The organism is Gordonia sp. G4 (genome assembly GCF_057770005.1).
This window is the reverse complement of record NZ_CM173442.1, coordinates 894,897-913,974: the sequence shown is the minus strand read 5'-3', so window position 1 is coordinate 913,974 and position 19,078 is coordinate 894,897. Positions and strand designations below refer to the sequence as shown.

The following is a 19,078-nucleotide window of genomic DNA, read 5'->3' as shown; positions in this document are numbered from 1 at the left end:
CCGATGTCTCCCCCCCTACCCCAGCATTTACAGAAGGCAGCAAATGACCGCACACGACAACGGATCAGAATCCGAGGACAGCGGCACCGAAAATGAGCTGACTACGGCTTCCGATAAGGCAGACCGCGGCGACGCCACTAGTGCCACAGAACCTGCGACGTCACAGGACGTTTCCGCCTCGGACGAGGCAAGCCCCCCGACGTCCGAGGCCGAGCAGCGCTGGGGATCAGCACGCCTCCAGGTGGTGGCCGTCGGTGCTCTCGTGGTAGTACTCGCGGTGCTGGCCGGGCTCTTTGCTTACCTCTACATTGACATGCGGCAAGCAAAGACGTCCCTGGAGGACGCCGCCACACAACGAGCGCAGGCAGCGCAGGCAGCATCGGACTACACCACAAAGTCGCTCACGTACAGCTACCAAAACACCGACGCATTCTTTACCGAAGTGAAAGAGAATGCCAGCGATGCGTTGGTCAAGCGATACGACGATGTCGAACCCACCCTGACCCAAATCATGAAACAGGCCAAGGTCCAAGCGGCGGGACGCGTACTGGCGACCAGCGTCACCGGCAGCGCCAGCGAGAACCGGGGGGAATACACGGTGCTGGTCTTCGCCACCCAGAAGACCCAGAATGTTCAGAACCCTCAGCCGAGCGAACTCCCCACACTGTTGAAAGTCGTCGTGCTGAAGACCGATAACGGCTGGCAGATCCAGGATTACGGACCTGCCGAATGATCCAGCGTCCGCCGCGAAAGGAGAGTTAGATGAAAAGCACCATGCAGGAGGTGCCGATGACAGTGTCATCGATACTGCGCCACGTCGCAACCAATCACACTGTTAGGCAGGTGATTACCTATTCCGTGAACGGCTCTGCCCGGTATGCGACCTACGGCGATCTTGAAGAGCGATGCGCACGTCTGGCGAATGCTCTGCGTCGGGTCGGCGTGGTCGGCGACGACCGCGTGGCAACGATGCTGTGGAACAACCAGGAGCACCTCGAAGCGTACGCTGCGGTACCCGCGATGGGCGCGGTGCTGCATACGCTGAACATCCGGTTGTCACCGGCTCAGCTGCAGTTCATCGCGAACCACGCCGAAGACAAGGTCATTATCGTGGACGGGTCGCTGGTTCCGTTGTTGGCGGCGGTCCTACCGGGCTTGGCGACGGTTCGGGTTGTGTTCGTTACCGGCGACGGCGACACCTCCCCGCTCGACGGGCACGGCGTGACCGTGATGCGATATCATGACGCGCTCGCAGCGGAATCCCCAGTGTTCTCTTGGGTCGATCCCGACGAGCGGTCGGCTGCGGGTATGTGTTATACGAGCGGCACTACAGGCGATCCCAAGGGGGTCGTCTACAGTCATCGCTCGGTGTTTCTGCACTCCATGGCAGCGTGTACCGGTAACGCTCTGGCGATCGCAGAAGCCGATCGTGTACTTCCCGTCGTGCCGATGTTTCATGCCAGCGCCTGGGGTCTGCCCTACGCGTCGCTGATGGCCGGCGCGGACTTGCTGATGCCTGATCGATACCTTCAAGCAGCGCCGCTCGCTGACATGATCCAACAACATCGCCCCACGAAGGCAGGAGCAGTACCGACAATCTGGAACGATCTTCTTCAGTACGGTATCGCGAATCCGGGTGTCGACTTGTCATCGATCGACCTTGTCGCCTGTGGTGGAGCTCCCGTCCCGCAGTCGTTGATCGAGGGGTTTGCGGACCGCTTCGGCGTACAGATTATTCAGGCGTGGGGTATGACTGAGACGTCCCCGCTTGCAGCGGTAGGTCGGCCTCCCGCCGGGATCAGCCCCGCAAAGGAAATATCTTACCGCAAGCGACAGGGACGGGCAATTTGCGGGGTGGAGATGCGCCTCATCGACGAGGGCGGCCTGCCTGTTCCCCGTGACGACAAGTCCGTCGGTGAACTCGAAGTGCGGGGTCCGTGGGTCACAGGCAGCTACTACCGACTCGAGGACACCGAGAGGTTTCGGGATGGCTGGTTGCGGACCGGCGACGTGGGACACATCAGTCCGGACGGGTATCTGACGCTGACCGACCGGTCCAAGGACGTCATCAAGTCCGGGGGCGAATGGATCTCGTCAGTGGAGCTCGAGAACTGGATCATGTCGCACCCGGATGTCGCCGAGGCCGCGGTTGTCGCGATGCCCGACCCCCGATGGCAGGAGACAGCTCTCGCTGTTGTGGTTCCGGCACCGGGTCGCGAAGTGTCGGCTGACACGCTCCACGAGTGGTGCCTAAGAAATTGCCCGGAGGAGATCCCGCACTGGTGGATCCCGAACAACTGGACGTTCATGGAGCAGATACCACGGACGAGCGTGGGCAAGTTCGACAAGAAGGTGTTGCGCGCGAAGCATGAGCAGGGCGAGCTGCCGGTTGTATCGAACTAGCGCCGCACGGGGTCGGCTTCGCGTCCGCACTGGCCGAGATAGGACACCGCCGAGGTAAGGCACAGATGTGCCCACCGAACGTCCTCAGCGTTCGGTGGGCACGTATTTATTGGAGCGATCCGTCTGCCCGATGGCCCCGGTGGGAAAGACAGAACCGTCACTGGGAATTGCGCGGCCATTCATCTCTCACTCATCGTTCGTTGGGCGCCGTTTTATCGAGCGTCGTAGAGTTTGCGAGGTGGACATCGCAGCCAGCGCTCCACATTCGCAGTCATCAGCACACAACATCGAAGGGGCCACCATCATGGCCGAGGCTATCGTGGGCGCAATCATTACCGACATCGTCGGCGAACTGGTCACCGGATCGATCGAGTCCGGATCAGACGAAGCTACCGCTTGAGCGCTTCACAGAAGAACACACCGCCCCGTGGCTTCTGCCGCGGGGCGGTCTCTTGGTGCGCGGGGGCTCGAGAGCTTGTCAAGATGTCTGTGTAAGAACGTGACTCCTGATTTTCTTGTGGTCTGTGGGGTCTAGCTGAGGTGGGGTTCGATCCGGTCGGGGTAGGCCAGTGCGAGTTGTCCGAGGGCCTGTTTCCAGTTGGTGACGACCTGTCCCTCGACCAGTCGTCCGAGGGCCTTACGGGGCTGTGACCGCCTGGTCCCGCGTTCTTTGAGGCGTTGAGCGGCTCGTTTGTCTTCGATGTCGCAGATGGCCAGCCACAAGAGTTTGCGGACCGCGATGTCGTTGGGGAAATGTCCGCGGTTCTTGATGACCTTGCGGAGCTGGTAGTTCAATGACTCGATCGAGTTGGTGGTGTAGATGACTTTGCGCAGCTCGGGCGGGAATGCCAGGAAGGGGATGAACCGATCCCAGGCTCGGTCGAAAGCCATTGCCGCACTCGGATATTTGGCGCCTAGTTCCGAGTCGCGGAAGGCTTCCCACTCGCGGCGGGCGGTCTCGGCGTCGGGGGCGGTGTAGATCGGTTTGATCGCCCGGGCCACGTCTTTGCGGTCTTTGTGGTTCACGAACCGCATCGAGTTGCGGATCAGATGCACCACACAGGTTTGCACGGTGGCCAGCGGCCAGGTCGCCTCGATTGCCTCGGGGAATCCGGTGAGCCCGTCACAGCACACGATCAGCACGTCCTTGACGCCGCGGTTGGCCAGATTCGCACACACCCCGGCCCAGAACTTGGCGCCTTCTTCGGCCTGTATCCAGATTCCCAGCACATGCTTGACGCCGGCCATGTCGACGCCAATAGCGATGTGGGCGTGCTTGTTTCGAACATGAGAACTGTCTTTGACGTTCACCACCAGGGCATCAAGGTAGATGACGGGATACAACGGCTCCAGCGGCCGGTTCTGCCATTCGTCGACCGCGTCGAGGACCTCGTCGCAGATCTTGGAGATCGTCTCGTGCGAGAGATCGGTGCCGATCGTGGCGGCCAAATGGTGTTGGATATCGCGCAACGTCATGCCGCCGGCGTACAGCGGGACCACGATCTTCCACTCCAGCCCGTACAAGACCGTCTCCGACGTCGAGTTCGCGGCCGCTGGTTGGGTCGACTGGTACAACAACAGCAGGCTGCACTCGAGTATCGGCCAGATCCCCCCGACCGAGTTCGAAACGCTCCACTACTCTGGCCTCGGCCCGAGGACCAGCCCACAATGGAGGCGGCACAAAACCTCGGGTCGTTCAGTCCCTGTGCGTGAGGCTCCGGCCCGCAACCCCCAACACATCGCCGTGGAGTCACCCATACCGTCTAGCGTTGTACGGACGCAATTCGTCTATCACGAGCGACCGTGCCGCGTCATGCCCTATGCCGATCCTTACCTGTTGACGGGATGGTCGGGAAGTTCAGGGACCGACGCTTGTCAGATCCCCATGGGTCCGTCCGCGTGTCTTTTGCGATGGTCCCAGGGCGCGCCGGAAGCGGTCGATGTCACCCGGCCACCAGCTTGCAGTGCCCAGCAGCACCGCTAGTGCCGGGACTACTAAGGTCCGCACCAGGAACGTGTCGAGCAGCAAACCGACACCGATGATGAACCCGATTTGCACCATCACATCGATGGAGCCGACCATCAGCCCGAACATGCTGGCTGCGAAGATCAACCCGGCCGAGGTGATCACCGAACCGGTGTAGGCGACGGTACGCATTACTCCGACCCGCACGCTCGCTCTCGTCTCCTCTCTCAGGCGTGAGACCAGCAGCATGTTGTAGTCAGCGCCCACCGCCACCAAGACGATGAACGACACCAGTGGAGCTGGCCAGGCGATCCCGGCACCGAGGATGTGTTGAAGTACGAGCACACCGATACCAAGAGCCGCCATATAGTTCAAGACGACGGTTGCAAGGAGATAGACCGGTGCAACGACGGCCCGCAACAACAGCATCAGGATCAGACCCACGATGAGAAGTGTGGCTATGCCAAGCAGTTTGAAATCGTACGACAACAACCGCTGGACGTCGGCATTGATCGCAGGAAAGCCCGCGACCGAAGCACGTCCGCCCTCCAGAGTGGTGTTCGGCATCGCGTTCTCGGCGACGCTAGACAGCTCGTTCGCCAGCGTCATTGCATCGGCAGAGTATGGGTCGTAGGAGGTCTGTACCGCATAGCGCACGGTTTTCCCGTCGGGCGAGATGAACTGTCGAGCGACCTGACTGAACTGCTGGTCCTTGAACGCATCCGCGGGGAGATAGAAGCCGGTTGCCGAATCAGAATCGCCGATCTCGCGGGCGGGAGCCCGAAGCTGTGCGGCGACCTGTGCTAGTCCACCGAGTAGCTGAACGTTGCTGTCCACCAAAGCCCCGACTCCGTTCGACAACTGACGTGCGCCGTCGGCGAGTGCGCCGACGCCGGACTCGAGTTGCGAGACCCTGTTCCCGAGGTCCTGTCCACCGATGGTCTGTAGTGCAGAATTCAGCGTTTGAAGAGAACGCTGCAGCTGTGCCATGTCGGTAGAGCCTGGCGCACTCACGCGGCCGAGTTGCGCGGCAAAGTTAGCCACCCTCGCGAGCGACTGATCATCCGCGAGTGCCCGGATGTCGGCCGTTTGCGCGCGCAGTGCCGAGCACTGCGCGATCTGCTGACACCACGGAGCTTCCAATGCGGACAACGCTGGCGCGACCGCGTCTGCCGCAGACTGGGCCCGACGTGCGAGTTGAGACAGCTCAGGCGCTCGCTGGGAGAACTGTCGAAGCGTTGGGGCGGCGCTCGCGAGTTGGTTCACCAACGGCCGGTACTCATCGAGTTGTGGGCCAAATGACGACACCTCGTCTAGCAACCCCGACAGCGGAGCGAGATTGGATGAGATCTGGTCTTCTAGCAGTGCCAGGCCTCCGGCGAGCTGCTCTGATCCGGTCTTCAGGACGGCCAGATCACCCTTGCGGGCCTGTACATCTCCGGTCTCCTCGGTGATCTTGGTACCGATCTGATCGTTCTGCCAAGACAATTGCGCCTGCTGCAGCTTCTCACCGGTTGGCCGCGTCACGCCAATGACCCTGGTCACGCCGGGAATCTGCGCGACGCGGGATGCCAACTGGTCGAGGTCGGCAAGGCCTTGAGCCGTGCGCATGTCGTTCTCGGACTCCACCACCAAGAATTCCGAGATAATGATGTCTTTCGGAAAGTGGCGGTTGAGCAGCGCGTAGCCTTCGTTGCTCCCTGTGTCAGTTGGCTGCCCCTCTCGATCGTCGTAGGTGATCTGGATTGTTGCGGCGACCAGGGCGAGGCCAATCAACGCGACTACACTGATCGCGAGCAGAGGGACCGGCCGCCGGATAACCATGACTCCGACTCTTCTCCAGTAATCCCGCGTCAGGTCACGGCGGGGAAGGCCGGCCCCTCTCTTGGCAGCGAAGGAGAGCACGGGGGGCAACAATGTCACCGTCGCCAAGAATGCGAATGCTATGGCGATTGCGCAGGCCGGCCCCAAAGTGTTGAACACACTGAGCTTGGCGAAGGCCATAGCCAGGAAGGCTAGGGCCACAGTGCCCGCCGATGCGAGAACCACGCGGCCGATAGTTGCATTCGCGTGGGCAATAGCGGCATCAGGAGAGTTGCCTGCTCGAATACCCTCATGATAGCGGCTGATGAGGAACACCGAATAGTCAACTCCGGCACCGAAGATGATGACGGTCATGAACATCGAGGTGAACTGGGATACCGGCATGCCCAGCTCGCCTAGTCCAGATAGAACTCCGCGACCCACGGCCAAACTCATGCCCACGACAAGCAGCGGCATCAGCGCGGTGAACACCGAACGGTAGACGACGAGGAGGATCACGGCGATCAGCAGCACGGTGGCGACAGTGATCAGGACCAGATCCGACTCGCCCACGGCGAGTTGGTCGCTAAAGGTCGCGGGTGGGCCTGTCACACGGACTCTCGTCTCAGTGTCGCGAAAGATTCTCTCCGCGGTGTCGCGTACCGCTGCGACCGCCTCCGCGGTATCGGGTCCCCCGAGTGTGCCGGTCACTCCCACGGGCAGATACCAGGCTTGCTTGTCTTTGCTGAGAGCCTGACTCGCAGTGAGGGGATCGCTCAGCAGGTCTCGGACGGCGATGACGTGCTTGTCGTCCGCCCGCAGGGTGTCGACAAGCACGTGGTATCGATCGCGGGTGTTGTCGGACAGGCCTGCACTGTTCTCCATCACAACGAATACGGTGGTCTTGGCGCCGCGCTCGTCGAAAGAGGCGCCCATACGGTCCAAGGTCTGAAAAGACGGGACTCCGGCCGGGATCGGATCCACAGATTGTTCCCGTACCACTGACTCCAGTTGAGGAAAGAGAAGGCCTAAGCCGATAGCGGCACCGAGCCAAACCAGCGTCACAATCCCTTTGCGGCGGAGGGTAAACCATGCAACCCGCTCAAGGGTCGGACTGTATTCGCCGAGTTTCTCGCCCCCTCTCGACGAGCGGGTTCGAATGGGAGACGAACTCACCATGTGCAATATCCTCTCGACCTGAAGTGGGCGACCCAATCGTTCGGATCCGTCTGGCGAACGTCCGTGCGGTGGATGATTGTCACTTGTGGTGGTGCTCGGCCATGTCTTCGACCTCCTCGAGAGTGGTGGGCAGGTGGTATGGGGGGGTGCTCTTACCTGAGATGCGGTATCGGCCCCAGAAGTCGGGATCCCCGACGACACACTCCGCCCGCCCCTCAGCGGTCGTAAATACAGCGATCGCGCGGGCGCCTTTCAGGAGCCCGTCGAGCTCATCATTCTTCTGAATCCGGCCATACCAGGTGTATAAGCCGTTCAGCGGCTGGAAATAACCTCTTATTTTCGCTTCGACATGGATCTCCGTCCCACGGCACACCAGGGTTCCTTCGCCGGAGTAGTCGAGGTCATGGTCGTCAGACATGCAGCCCTACCTTCTTCGCATTGAGCGTTGACAAATAACGCGGTTCGTGGATACTAGCAGTACCAGATACTGCGAGTAATGGGTACTGGGCGCCAGGCCCCGACTCCCAGCCTTGAACGACCGAGGAGAAGACATGACCGTGCAGGATGCCCATATCAAGCCCGACTTTTCACAGGAGGGCATGGCCCGGGTGAACGGGCGCAAGCCCGTCGACATGGAACGATCTGCAGGTCGTCTGTTGCGGTCTTCCGCGGAGAAGTTCTACGACGCGGAGATCGACATCGACTGGGAGTCGCCCTGGGAGGAAGGCAAGTACTTTCTGCCAGAGCACCGGGTGTCGCTATACGGCACCAAACTATGGAACAAGATGACCGAGGAGCAGCGTCGCGAGCTGGGACGCCACGAGATCGTGAGCATCCTCAGTTTCGGCATCTACGCAGAGAACCTCTTGAGTTCGGCGCTCCTGCGCATGTCGGCAAAGGGGGCCCTAACCGATCAGAAGTCCCTATACGCGCTAACAGAAATCGGCGATGAGTCCCGCCATTCCACTATGTTCGCGCGCCTCATTAACAAAACAGGCGTGCCCCCTTACAAGCTCCCTAAGGGCTTCTTGAGCTTCGCAAAGATCCTGCATTTCGTCCCGCTCGGACCGTCGGTGTCCGGAGCCACGCTGCTGATCGAGGAAATCCTGGACCGCGCCCAGCGCGAGGCGATGAACGACCCAAGTATGCAGCCTCAGCTTCGCCAGCTCATGAAGATCCATGTCCTCGAGGAAGCCCGTCACATTACCTTTGCGCGACTGGAGATGATCGAAGGCATGCAGCGTCGACGTAAGGCGACGCGCGCTTGGCACCGAGGGGTGCTTGCCGTCATCGCGAACCTGGCGTACCCGCTGCTCATTAATCCGAAAGTGTACCCCGCAGTGGGAATTAGCCGCTGGCGTGGCGTATGGGCACAACAAACCAGCCCAAACTATCGGACCAACCTGCAGTTCATGTCGGAGCCCATGATTCGGTTCTTCCATGAGGCGGGAATGCTGGAAGGCAAGTTCACAATGGCCATGTGGCGCGCGACGCGGAGCCTTCCCGACGATCTCCGCTGATCTCCGTTCACGCGGCCGAGCCGTCACGGTCGACATCAGTTAGACCTGTGCGGAGCATTCTCGATGGCTTCGCGATCACTTCCGCCTCAACAGATCACCCGCTGCCACTGTGCGCAGGTGATGTGTTGTGCCAACGAACCCACGAGGGAGAAAGCATAAACATGGCATCTTCAACTACCCGGCGCGCCTCGCGCGCCGCCGCCAAAACCGACTCAACCGACGACCCGATTTCGACCAAGATTCTGATCATCGGAAGCGGGTTCTCTGGTCTCGGGATGGCCGCACAGCTAAGACGTCGCGGGTACAGCGACTTTCTAATCCTGGAGAAGGCAAGCTCCGTCGGTGGAACCTGGCGCGACAATACCTATCCGGGCTGTGCATGTGACGTCCCGTCGCTGATGTACTCGTACTCATTCGAAAGTCGAGGTAGCTGGTCGAAGGTGTGGTCGTCACAACCAGAAATTGAGCGGTATCTACAAGACGTCGCGGACAAGCGCGGCGTGACACAAAAGATTCATTTCGGTCAGAAGTTGGTTTCCGGATACTGGAGCGAGTCAGAGTCGCGGTGGCACCTGCGTACTGAGTCCGGACGTGAGTACATTGCTCAGTTCGTAGTTTCAGGAGTCGGTGCGCTGCATATCCCCAATTTTCCCGAAATTTCGGGGATTGAGGACTTTAAAGGCGAAGCGTTTCACTCCGCACAGTGGGATCATTCGGTGGATCTGGAGGGCAAGCGTGTCGCCGTGATCGGCACTGGTGCCAGCGCTATCCAGTTTGTGCCGTTCGTACAGAAGGAGGCCATGTCCCTCAAGGTCTTCCAGCGAACCCCTGCCTGGGTCCTACCCCGCAAGAATTTCACCGTTCCGCCGGCCCTGCGGACTCTTCTGAGCAGACTCCCGATTGCACGTCGTATCGCCAGGTGGTCGGTGTACTGGGGTGCGGAGAGCCTAGCCTTCGGCCTCAACGGTCACTCCAACCTTATGCGGCCAATCGAACGGGTCGCTCGGTGGAACATTGAACGCTCCATCTCTGATCCGGCACTACGCAAGAAACTGACCCCGTCATATCGCATCGGCTGTAAGCGAATTCTGGGGTCAAACGACTATTACCCTGCACTTGCGGCGCCCAACACCACCGTCATCAGCGATCGGATTGAGAGGGTCACCGCTGATTCCATCATCACCTCAGACGGCGTCGAGCACCTCATCGACGTAATTATTTATGCGACCGGTTTTCACGTGACTGATGGTTTCGATCAGCTCGCCCTGAAAGGTGCCACTGGCGAGGATCTCCCGTCCCACTGGCATCAGACGGGGATTAACACGCACCTGGGCATCACGACCAAGGGTTTTCCCAACCTGTTTTTCCTCCTCGGACCCAACACGGGCCTCGGCCACAACTCAGTGGTGTTCATGATCGAGCAACAGATCAAATACATCATGAAGGCCATCGACACAGTAGAAAGCCGAGGCGCTGAGAAGGTTGACGTACGCCCGTCCGTGCAAGAACAGTTCAACACCGACATCCAGCGGAAGCTGGCCAAGGGAGTGTGGACCAACGGCGGCTGCACGAGTTGGTATCTCGACTCGCAGGGCGTCAACCGGACCGTGTGGCCGGGCTTCACATGGCAGTACTGGCGCGCCACAAAAGATTTCGACCCCGCTGAGTACGACATCGCCTGAGCCCGAACGCACGGAGAGACACGATTCGTAGAAATGGTGAGACGACAGTGAGCAATTCTGACCGGCATGATTACACAGGCAAGGTGGCAGTGATCACCGGTGCCGCGTCAGGGATCGGTCGGTCTCTGGCACTCCAGTTGGCGGAGCGAGGTGCCGCACTGGCACTGTCCGACATTGATGAGATGCACTTGAAGGAGACTGCAGAACTTTGCCGCACCACGTATGCGGCGACGGTAACCGCCGCCGTACTAGACGTTGCGGACCGCAGTGCGTTTCAGGACTATGCCGACGGAGTGCGGTCAGAGTCGGGCCACGTCGACATGGTGTTCAATAACGCCGGCGTGGCCTTGGGCGTCGACGTGGTCGACATGACCTGGGAAGACTTCGACTGGCTCATGGGCATCAACTTTGGCGGAGTCGTTAACGGGTCGAAGGCGTTTCTGCCTCACCTGATCGCGTCCGGGGACGGACATCTCATTAACACGTCGAGCGTCTTCGGCTTGATCGGAATCCCCAGCCAGAGCGCATACAATGCCGCGAAATTCGGCGTCAGAGGCTTCACCGAGGCGCTCCGACAGGAGATGAAAATCAGTCGATACCCGGTCACAGTGACATGTGTGCACCCGGGGGGTGTAAAAACCAACATCGTCAACAATGCCCGAGGCGTTTCCGCCATGGGGGCAGACACCGCGACTGTCGCCTCGCTGTTCGACAGGATCGCACGAAGCACCCCGGATAAAGCAGCGGCGACAATCCTCAAAGGTATGGACAAGAAGAAGGCACGAGTGTTGATCGGTGCGGACGCCCGCGGTTTCGACTTCGTGGCACGGGTGATCGGTCCCCGCTACCAGGACATCGCGGCGCCACTGACACGGGCGGGTTACGCGGTCGCACGTAGACAGGGGATCCTCAAGTGACCGTCGAACCCGATGCACGTCCGGCTGCCGCAGCCCGCTCACGCACCTTGCGCGTCTCAGAAGTGACCCAGGAAACGAAAGACTCCGTCACCATTTCGTTCGAGATCCCCGATGCCATGGTCGAGGAGTTCAAGCATGTCCCAGGGCAATTCATCACCGTGAAGATCCCATCTGATCGGACCGGTCATGTCGCACGATGCTACTCGTTGAGCAGCTCGCCTCACGTCGAGGACTTCCGTCTCGAGATCGGGATCAAGCGGACGGAGAACGGTTACGCATCGAACTGGCTGTGCGACAACGCGATGACGGGAATGGAGTTGACCGTCCTCCCGCCGTCGGGGCACTTCACGGCTAAGAATCTCGACGTCGATTTTCTATTCTTTGCAGGAGGAAGTGGGATCACTCCGGTCTTGTCGCTGATTAAGTCGGCGCTTGTGTGCGGCGGGGGCGAAGTCACACTGTTCTACGCGAATCGCGATGCCGAGTCGATCATGTACGAGGGCCAACTGGCGCAGATCGCCTCCGAGTTCCCCGAGCGTTTCACGGTCTTCCACTGGTTGGAGTCGGCTATGGGGATTCCGGCACCTGAGGATGTCGAATCCGCCATACGTGAGCACCGCGGTGCACAGATCTACACCTGTGGTCCGGCGCCGTTCATGGATCTGGTTCAGAAGTCGGCGGAGGCCTGCGGTGTTGAGCACGCCTCGGTACATCGAGAAGTCTTTCAGTCACTGACCGGAGATCCATTCGAGACAGCCACGATGCGTCAGCTCAGTGACGACGATGGTGTGGCGACCGCCACGGTCTATCTGAATGGGCAGTCCATCACGACTGAGTGGCCGCGCAACACTCCGTTGCTCGACGTGCTATTGGCCCAAGGTCACAATGCCCCGTACTCCTGCCGAGAAGGGGCCTGCAGCGCGTGCGTATGCAAGCTGGTTGAGGGTGATGTAGAAATGGCACAAAACCACATCCTCGTTGAAGATGACATTGCCGACGGTGAACGGCTTGCGTGTCAGGCACTTCCGCTGACGGATGCAGTCACGGTGAGCTTTGATGACCTCTGAGATAGCGAGCGAGTCGCGAGGATCGCGGCACCTCGAGGTCCTCTCCTCCGACGGAACCAGGTTGTTCGCCCAGGAATTCGGCTCGGGCCGGGATGCTCCACTTCTAGTCTTTAGTCACGGCTGGGCCTGTCAGGGGCGTTTCTGGCGGCCACAGATCGAACAGTTCGCGGCGACGCATAGGGTAGTGGTCTACGACCAACGCGGACACGGGTGGAGCGACCGGGGCCGGGTACCGTTCTCGGCGAGACTTCTGGCCGATGACTTGGAGTCCGTAGTTCGGGCGGTAGCCACTCCCACCGACAAGGCTGTCGTGGTCGGACACAGCATGGGAGGTATGTCCATCATGAGCTGGGCAGCTGAGTACCCAGCCTCGGTGTCGGAGCTGGCCCGCGGAGTAGTACTGGCAAGCACCGGGCCATCACAGTTGGTGGATCGGTCAACGTTACTCAAAGTTCCCCGCCAGCTACGACCGAGACTTGAACGGGCCTTCGCGGCTAGTCTTGCGGTCGCGGGACCCGAGATGCAGGACACGCGTTTGTCTCGCCGCCTGATTCGTTACGGAACCCTGGGCCCGGGCGCGACTGTCGAGGTAATCGATGAGTGCGCCGACATCGTGTTGCGATGCCCACCACAGGTGCGGGGGATGTGGGGTGCGGTTTTGGCGACAATCGACGTCAGCAGGGGTGTTGACTCGCTGACAGTGCCGGCGGCGGTCATCGTGGGCGATGCCGACAGACTGACCCCGGCGGCCCATTCGGTGGATCTCGCAGCGCGACTGGGTCGGCAGGGCGTTCTATTTGAATTCACTCTTCTCGACAAGGTCGGTCACATGTCCAACCTAGAGGCCGTTGAAGACTTCAATTCAGCTGTGGCCAGGTTAGACAGATCCGCTTGAAGCTCGTTTCGACCCATGTCTCTGCCGACTGCATGCGTGCGCCACGTGCTTATTGGGGCGACGGTCAACCATCCTGGTAGCGTGGTGGGTCATGTCTGTAGTCCGTCGAATCTCCGCAGCCCCGGTGAAAGTGCAACGTCGTGTGCGCGATGCACGAAGCACGCGTTGGGACGACCACCGCGCTATCGTGAAGGCTGAACTCGTCGACGCGGCAATACGCGCGATCGAGAAGTTTGGCGACGCTGTGAGCATGGACGACTTCGCGGAAGAGGCAGGGGCGTCGAAGCCGAAGCTTTATCGCCATTTCGGTGACCGAGCTGGGCTCTATTCCGCTGTGGCAGCACGTTTGGGTTCGATGATGTGGGAGTCCGCACAGTCAACTCTGCTCTCCGGACAGCAGGACTCCGTCGACGAGCTCTTCCGGTCAGCGATCTCCGCATACGTGTCATTGGTCGACGAGCATCCGGCGGTCGTCCGCTTCCTCATGACGAACCACATGTTTCAGTATTCTGAGTCCGGCGAGGGAGGGGCCGCGGATCAGCTGAGATCGGCAATGGATATTATTTCCGACGAGTTCGCCCGTAGCCTCCAATCGGTCGGTGCCGACGAGTCCCTCGTCGCCGTCGTAGTGGCCTCCATCTTGGGGGCGGGCCTATCAGCTACCCAATGGTGGATCGATCACGGTCGGCTCAATGGAATGAGCAAGGACCTGTTCTCCGCGCACCTTTATCAGACGTCGTGGGGGATCATTGACGGCGCTGCGGCCACAGTGGGCGTTCGCTTCCGCAGAGACAGACCCTTCGGCGACCCCGCGTTCGCCACTCGCCTCGGACTAGACTGATCCCGCTCGCGAGAGACGGTGCCGCCCCAGTCTCCGCCCTCAGTATTTGATCACAACTGTGTTCCTTATCGCGAGGAGCACTTGTCCAAGTGTCGGATGGGCGGGTCGAACGACTCGTCGTCTACCACCTGATCTAGTGTCATCACGTCGCCCCCGGTGATGAAGCCGGCGAGCCAGTCAGGCCCCAGGTCTGGCGCGACCAGTAGGACCGAATCAACTCGTAGGAACTGATGCCCACGATCTCGTGGTTCACCCCGTCGGACTCCGGTAGCGACCCACCTCAGTCGATCCAGATGCGAAAGGGCCGGGCTAGGGCCAGCCACTCACCGATGCGGTGCTGGCAGTTCTTCTAAACGGCGGACCTTAGGGATCTGGCGGCGGAGTCCAGTGAGGTGGCAAGGCTCGACTCAGTGTCAGTTAGAACCGCCGCGGCCTCGATGACGTGGTCGAGCCGGGTAGCAGCGGTCGAGCCCTTGTGTACGGCCGCCTGAGCGACTGATGTCCATGCTGCAGCCGCTCGGTGAGCATCTCTGGCAAGGTCGCTGGTTGCAGCATCGCCGGTCAGTCGGGCGATCTCGTCGCAGCCACACGCGAGTAGTCGTCGGAACAGGCCACCACCCGTACCTGCCTTCTCGATGAATGCACCAAGACTGAATAGGTGGACTTCGAGCACGTCGGAGGGCAGCTCATGCCAGAGCACCACGTCAGAGGATAGTGCTAGGGCTGCGTCTATTCCGTGTGTCCCCGAGTGTTCGACAGGGCCGGCGATCGTGGATCCTGCGGGCGCGCGCATGCATGCCGCAGATTGCGCGAACGCCTCCGCAGCCACGACGGCGATTGACGGTAGCGCCTCGGGCCAGTCAATGCGGAAGAGCGTATGTCGGGTCGGCTCGGGGAAGGTCATCGAGCGTCGGGCTCGCGCCAGCGCGTCGAAGGGAACCTGTTGAATTTCGACGCGATCGTTGTCTGCGACGTAAGCGATTTCTGCGTCGCTGTCGTAGCCCACTATGACGATATCGTGGCGACTCATGCGCAACTGAACGCGCAGGTAGGGCAATTCAGCAATTTCGGCCCACACGAGCGCGGGCCGGCCGCGGTCGAGTTCGTCGCGGACGAGATCCCACCCTAGCTGGGGATCGTCGGTGGACCGGACCTCCACCGTAGCGCCGAGACGGCGGGGGAGGTCCATCTCGAAGTCAGGACCACGTCCTACCAGATACAACGGCGGCACGAGGGCGTCGGTGCGAACATACGTGAGCGAGAGTGCTCCGCCCAGAGCGAACACCAGACCCTCGTTCGGTGGCCCGTCGAAGCCTAGTCCCGACCACTCCATCAAGTCGCGCATCGCGCTGGAGCCGCAATGGCCGCCCATTCGGTGTGGATAGGTGTCGAGCAATGACTCGGACATTGTCATGGTCTCCCTAGTGGTGGTGGACACTGTGCGACGGGATCTGGCCGACAGGTGGTGGCACGGGTGTTCGAGCGGGCAGTAACCTGCGGCGGTAGCCCGCCGGAGCGCACACTATGCGCGGAATGCGTCGGACGGAGCTGGCCGTCCCGAGAAGATCAGAGGGCCGTAGGCATGCCGCAGGCCCGCCAGGATTTCCTCGAGGGGCAAGTCGTTGTAGACGCCGCGTTCGTGCACGTACTCCATGTGCGCGGAGCCGTCCGCCGCGTGCGCGTGAAACAACGCGTCGCGATCGCCGGTGAAGTCGATAGGTGGGACCCCGAATCGAGTGCACAATTCAATGTTGAACGCGGGTGTAGCTTTCAACCAGCGCCCCTCGATGTAGACGTGGCTGTATCCGTGATATACGAAGACGTCGGTTCCCATGAGTTCGCGCAGCGCGTCGGTCTGCAGATGATTGCGTACATCAGCGAAGCCGAGCCGGGCCGGTATGTTTGCCGCGCGGAACGCGGCTGTCAGTACGACCGCTTTGGGTACGCAGTACCCACGTCCGGACTCGATGACATGGCTGGCCCGGTAATGATCGGGCTTGTCAGAGACGGTGTAGGGGTCGTAACGGATCTGGTCTCGGACTGCGGCGAAGAGGCGCCGCGCCTTCTCGCGATCGGTGTCCGCGTCGCCGACCGCGTCTTGGGTGAAGGCCTGCACGGTCGCGTGATGGATGTCGAGGAAGGTCGATGCTGTGAGCGCCGCCGCCGGCCTTTCCGCTGCCGCGGGTGATGTGGTCATGGTGTGGCTCCGATCAGTTCGGACCTGTCGAGCGACGAACGCTGTGCGATCGTACGCTTCGCGTTCATGAAATCCTTGGGTCTGTTGACGCAGTCCGCGGCGATCAGCTCGCCGTCGTTGAAGTAGTAACAGGTGAAGTCACGGTCGTGGTCAGGGTCACCGCTGACCAGTACCTCGTCGTACCCGGTGTTGAGCCCGGCGATCTGCAGCTTCAGATCGTATTGATCGGACCAGAACCAAGGCAGCGCGGTGAGACCGGCTTCGTTGCCGCAGATGGTCGCTGCCGCGACCTTGGCCTGCTCGGTGGCGGCCGCCACGCATTCGAGGCGGACGCGCCTGTCGTACCGTGCGATCCGTTGGTTGACGCAGTCGCCGGCGGCGACGATGTCGGGGTCGCTGGTGCGTGCATGGTCGTCGACGATGACTCCGTCGTCAACCTCGAGGCCCGCGGCGACCGCGAGATCCGTGTTGGGAATGATGCCGACACCGACGATGACGAGGTCCGCGGCCAGGGTCTCACCGTCGGCGAGCACCACCTCTTCGACTCGCCCCTCCCCGCGAAAACCCTCGACCAACGCGCTGGTGCGAACATCGACACCCTCGGTCCGGTGGGTACGGTCGAAAAACCTCGAGACCACCGGCGCGGTCACCCGCTCGAGCACGCGTTCCGCAGCCTCGAGAACAGTGACGTCCACACCCTGAGCTCGAAGTGAGGCGGCCGTCTCCAGGCCGATATAGCCGCCGCCGACGATGACGGCCCGGCAACCTGGCACCACCGCGGCACGGATGGCCTCGACGTCGGTGGCGGTGCGCAAGTAGTGGACGCCCGTCAACTCGGCGCCCGGAACGGTCAGCGCGCGGGCGCGCGCGCCGGTGCACAGTGCCAGCGTGGCGTAAGACACCACGTCTCCACTGTTGAGGGTGACGGTGTGCGCGGAACGGTTGATCGCCGTCGCCGTTCCGTCCACGAGCTCGATCCGCTGCTTGTCGTAGAACTGACGTCCGCGGATCGCGCAGTCATCAAGCTGTGATGCACCTGCCAGGTATGCCTTGGACAGCGGTGGACGCTGGTAGGGGAGCCTGCCCTCGTCGCCGATCAGCAAGACATCCCCGGCCCATTTCTCCTTTCGGAGAGCGCCCGCGAGTTGGACGCCGGCGTGGCTCGCGCCGAGGATGACGACCTGATCAGCCGTCACATTTCCCCCTTGGGGGTCAGGCGAACCATCATCTTGCTGATCCCACGGACAAAGTTCGATTGCACGTACTCCGGCTCACCCACCACCTCGATGTTGTCGAAGCGAGGGAGGAGCTCCTCCCACAGGATGCGTAGCTGGAGCTCGGCGAGCCGGTTGCCCATGCAGCGGTGTACACCGAAACCGAACGCGATGTGGTTGCGGGCGTTGGCCCGGTCGATGATGAGCTCGTCTGGACGCTCGAAGACGCGCTCGTCTCGGTTGCCCGAGGCGTACCACATCACCACCTTGTCACCCTTGCGGATGAACTGGCCGCCGAGCATGACGTCCTTCTTGGCGACCCTGCGCATGTAAGCAAGAGGGTCTGCCAGCGGATGATCTCCGACACCGCGTTGGGGATGAGGTCGGGGTTGGCCTTGAGCTTCTCGAACTGCTCGGGGTATTCGTTGAGGGCCAGCACTCCGCCGCTCATGGAGTTGCGGGTCGTGTCATTGCCGCCGACGATCAGCAGCACGAGGTTACCGAGGAACTCCATGGGGCGATCGTCGAGGAGGTTCTTGGTGTCCTCGTTGCTTTGCAGCATGGTGATGAGGTCGAAGCCAGGCTCTTCGCCGGCCACGGTACGTGCCGCCTTGTCCCGCCACAGCGAACTCAGGCCTTGCGCCATCGCGACCATCTCACGGAAGACCCTGTCGTTGTCCGAGGGGCCGCCGTTGGCCTGCTCCATCGAGGTCGCGAGGTCGGACCATTCGACCAGCTTGTGCCGCTTGTCGTAAGGGAAGTCAAGTAGCGTCGCGAGCATGCGTGCAGTGAGTTCGATCGACACAGTCTGGACCCAGTCAAACGGCTCGTTGAGTGGGAGGCCGTCGAGGACTTCGCGGACGCGCGCGCGGATGAGCCCCTCCATCTCACGAAGGTTCTTCGGAGCCACCACGCCCTGCACTGCGGCGCGCTGCTTGTCGTGCCGGGGCGGATCCATCGCGATGAACATCGCGATGTCCATGAAACGCGGGGGCCTGCCGATGATGATGAACGGTTCGGCGGAGAACGCCTCGTGATTCTTGTCGACCGCGATGATGTCGGCGTGTCGCGTGACCGACCAGAACGGACCGAAGGGGCTCTCCGAACGGAAGTGCACCGGCGCCTCGTTGCGGACACGCTCGAAGTACGAGCGCCACATACCCTGGCGATACAGGAACGGGTTACTCAGGTCGATTTCGGCGAGATCGACCTCGTCCACCGGCGGGATCGGGGTCTCGGTGAAGATCTTCTGGCCGTCGGTCCTTGTGACGATTCGGCGGGTCTTGTCATAGACATGCGCCCCCCGGATCTGAAGGTCGATCGGGATCATTGATTGCGCCTTCTCGGCGACGGTGGCTGCGATGCTCATGATTGCATTCCTTCGTCGTTGCGGG

Annotated in this window: 14 protein-coding genes and 3 pseudogenes; 10 read left to right on the top strand and 7 right to left on the bottom strand. The window is 61.2% G+C overall.

Features of this window, described 5'->3' with window-relative positions:
• Nucleotides 1-43: 43 nt before the first annotated feature.
• The 3 genes from AC3B5T_RS03895 to AC3B5T_RS03885 all read left to right on the top strand — a co-directional run bounded on the left by AC3B5T_RS03895 (nucleotide 44) and on the right by AC3B5T_RS03885 (nucleotide 2,803).
• Nucleotides 44-733, top strand: coding sequence for a hypothetical protein (locus AC3B5T_RS03895; RefSeq protein ID WP_005195127.1), 690 nt, complete (start codon nucleotides 44-46; stop codon nucleotides 731-733).
• A gap of 29 nt (nucleotides 734-762) precedes the next feature.
• A complete protein-coding gene (locus AC3B5T_RS03890) occupies nucleotides 763-2,403 on the top strand; it encodes a long-chain fatty acid--CoA ligase (RefSeq protein WP_005195128.1) in 1,641 nt (546 codons plus the stop codon).
• A 238-nt stretch (nucleotides 2,404-2,641) separates the two neighbouring features.
• Nucleotides 2,642-2,803, top strand: coding sequence for a hypothetical protein (locus tag AC3B5T_RS03885; RefSeq protein ID WP_005195129.1), 162 nt, complete (start codon nucleotides 2,642-2,644; stop codon nucleotides 2,801-2,803).
• A 131-nt stretch (nucleotides 2,804-2,934) separates the two neighbouring features.
• Here AC3B5T_RS03885 and AC3B5T_RS03880 read toward each other — a convergent pair.
• Nucleotides 2,935-3,906 (bottom strand): annotated as a pseudogene (locus AC3B5T_RS03880) (IS256 family transposase); the annotation flags it as partial.
• Here AC3B5T_RS03880 and AC3B5T_RS03875 point away from each other — a divergent pair.
• Nucleotides 3,899-4,069: pseudogene (locus AC3B5T_RS03875) on the top strand (integrase core domain-containing protein); the annotation flags it as partial. The pseudogenes AC3B5T_RS03880 and AC3B5T_RS03875 overlap by 8 nt on opposite strands.
• A 192-nt stretch (nucleotides 4,070-4,261) precedes the next feature.
• Here the strand turns inward: AC3B5T_RS03875 and AC3B5T_RS03870 are convergent.
• Together AC3B5T_RS03870 and AC3B5T_RS03865 are read right to left on the bottom strand one after the other, a co-directional pair.
• Nucleotides 4,262-7,351 carry an MMPL/RND family transporter gene (locus tag AC3B5T_RS03870; protein WP_026919817.1) on the bottom strand — a complete coding sequence of 1,030 codons (3,090 nt, stop codon included), beginning with the start codon at nucleotides 7,349-7,351 and terminating at the stop codon, nucleotides 4,262-4,264.
• A 79-nt stretch (nucleotides 7,352-7,430) separates the two neighbouring features.
• The gene (locus AC3B5T_RS03865; RefSeq protein WP_005195185.1) at nucleotides 7,431-7,769 is read right to left on the bottom strand and encodes a DUF4873 domain-containing protein; all 339 of its coding nucleotides are present in this window, start codon (nucleotides 7,767-7,769) and stop codon (nucleotides 7,431-7,433) included.
• Between the two features lie 133 nt (nucleotides 7,770-7,902).
• Between AC3B5T_RS03865 and AC3B5T_RS03860 the strand changes: the two genes are divergently transcribed.
• The 6 genes from AC3B5T_RS03860 to AC3B5T_RS03835 all read left to right on the top strand — a co-directional run bounded on the left by AC3B5T_RS03860 (nucleotide 7,903) and on the right by AC3B5T_RS03835 (nucleotide 14,273).
• A complete protein-coding gene (locus AC3B5T_RS03860; protein ID WP_005195186.1) occupies nucleotides 7,903-8,871 on the top strand; it encodes an AurF N-oxygenase family protein in 969 nt (322 codons plus the stop codon).
• Between the two features lie 161 nt (nucleotides 8,872-9,032).
• Nucleotides 9,033-10,553, top strand: coding sequence for a flavin-containing monooxygenase (locus tag AC3B5T_RS03855; RefSeq protein WP_005195187.1), 1,521 nt, complete (start codon nucleotides 9,033-9,035; stop codon nucleotides 10,551-10,553).
• A 47-nt stretch (nucleotides 10,554-10,600) separates the two neighbouring features.
• Nucleotides 10,601-11,470 carry an SDR family NAD(P)-dependent oxidoreductase gene (locus AC3B5T_RS03850; RefSeq protein ID WP_006369629.1) on the top strand — a complete coding sequence of 290 codons (870 nt, stop codon included), beginning with the start codon at nucleotides 10,601-10,603 and terminating at the stop codon, nucleotides 11,468-11,470.
• On the top strand, nucleotides 11,467-12,537 hold the full coding sequence (locus tag AC3B5T_RS03845; RefSeq protein ID WP_005195189.1) for a ferredoxin--NADP reductase: 1,071 nt from the start codon (nucleotides 11,467-11,469) through the stop codon (nucleotides 12,535-12,537). Before AC3B5T_RS03850 ends, AC3B5T_RS03845 begins: the two co-directional genes overlap by 4 nt.
• Nucleotides 12,527-13,432: an alpha/beta fold hydrolase gene (locus tag AC3B5T_RS03840; RefSeq protein ID WP_006369630.1), complete on the top strand. Its 906-nt coding sequence runs from the start codon at nucleotides 12,527-12,529 to the stop codon at nucleotides 13,430-13,432. The genes AC3B5T_RS03845 and AC3B5T_RS03840 overlap by 11 nt, the downstream gene beginning before the upstream one ends.
• A 91-nt stretch (nucleotides 13,433-13,523) precedes the next feature.
• The gene (locus AC3B5T_RS03835; protein WP_026919816.1) at nucleotides 13,524-14,273 is read left to right on the top strand and encodes a TetR/AcrR family transcriptional regulator; all 750 of its coding nucleotides are present in this window, start codon (nucleotides 13,524-13,526) and stop codon (nucleotides 14,271-14,273) included.
• A gap of 349 nt (nucleotides 14,274-14,622) precedes the next feature.
• Here the strand turns inward: AC3B5T_RS03835 and AC3B5T_RS03830 are convergent, their stop codons facing one another.
• The 4 genes and pseudogenes from AC3B5T_RS03830 to AC3B5T_RS03815 all read right to left on the bottom strand — a co-directional run bounded on the left by AC3B5T_RS03830 (nucleotide 14,623) and on the right by AC3B5T_RS03815 (nucleotide 19,053).
• Nucleotides 14,623-15,681 (bottom strand): BtrH N-terminal domain-containing protein, encoded by a 1,059-nt coding sequence (locus AC3B5T_RS03830; protein WP_370530226.1) that lies wholly within the window; start codon nucleotides 15,679-15,681, stop codon nucleotides 14,623-14,625.
• A gap of 114 nt (nucleotides 15,682-15,795) precedes the next feature.
• Complete coding sequence (locus tag AC3B5T_RS03825; RefSeq protein WP_005195131.1) at nucleotides 15,796-16,470, bottom strand: transglutaminase-like domain-containing protein; 675 nt, start codon at nucleotides 16,468-16,470, stop codon at nucleotides 15,796-15,798.
• Entirely contained in the window at nucleotides 16,467-17,666 is a 1,200-nt protein-coding gene (locus AC3B5T_RS03820; protein WP_005195132.1) for an NAD(P)/FAD-dependent oxidoreductase, read from the bottom strand. Before AC3B5T_RS03820 ends, AC3B5T_RS03825 begins: the two co-directional genes overlap by 4 nt.
• Nucleotides 17,663-19,053: pseudogene (locus tag AC3B5T_RS03815) on the bottom strand (cytochrome P450). The gene AC3B5T_RS03820 and the pseudogene AC3B5T_RS03815 overlap by 4 nt, the downstream one beginning before the upstream one ends.
• Nucleotides 19,054-19,078: the final 25 nt, after the last annotated feature.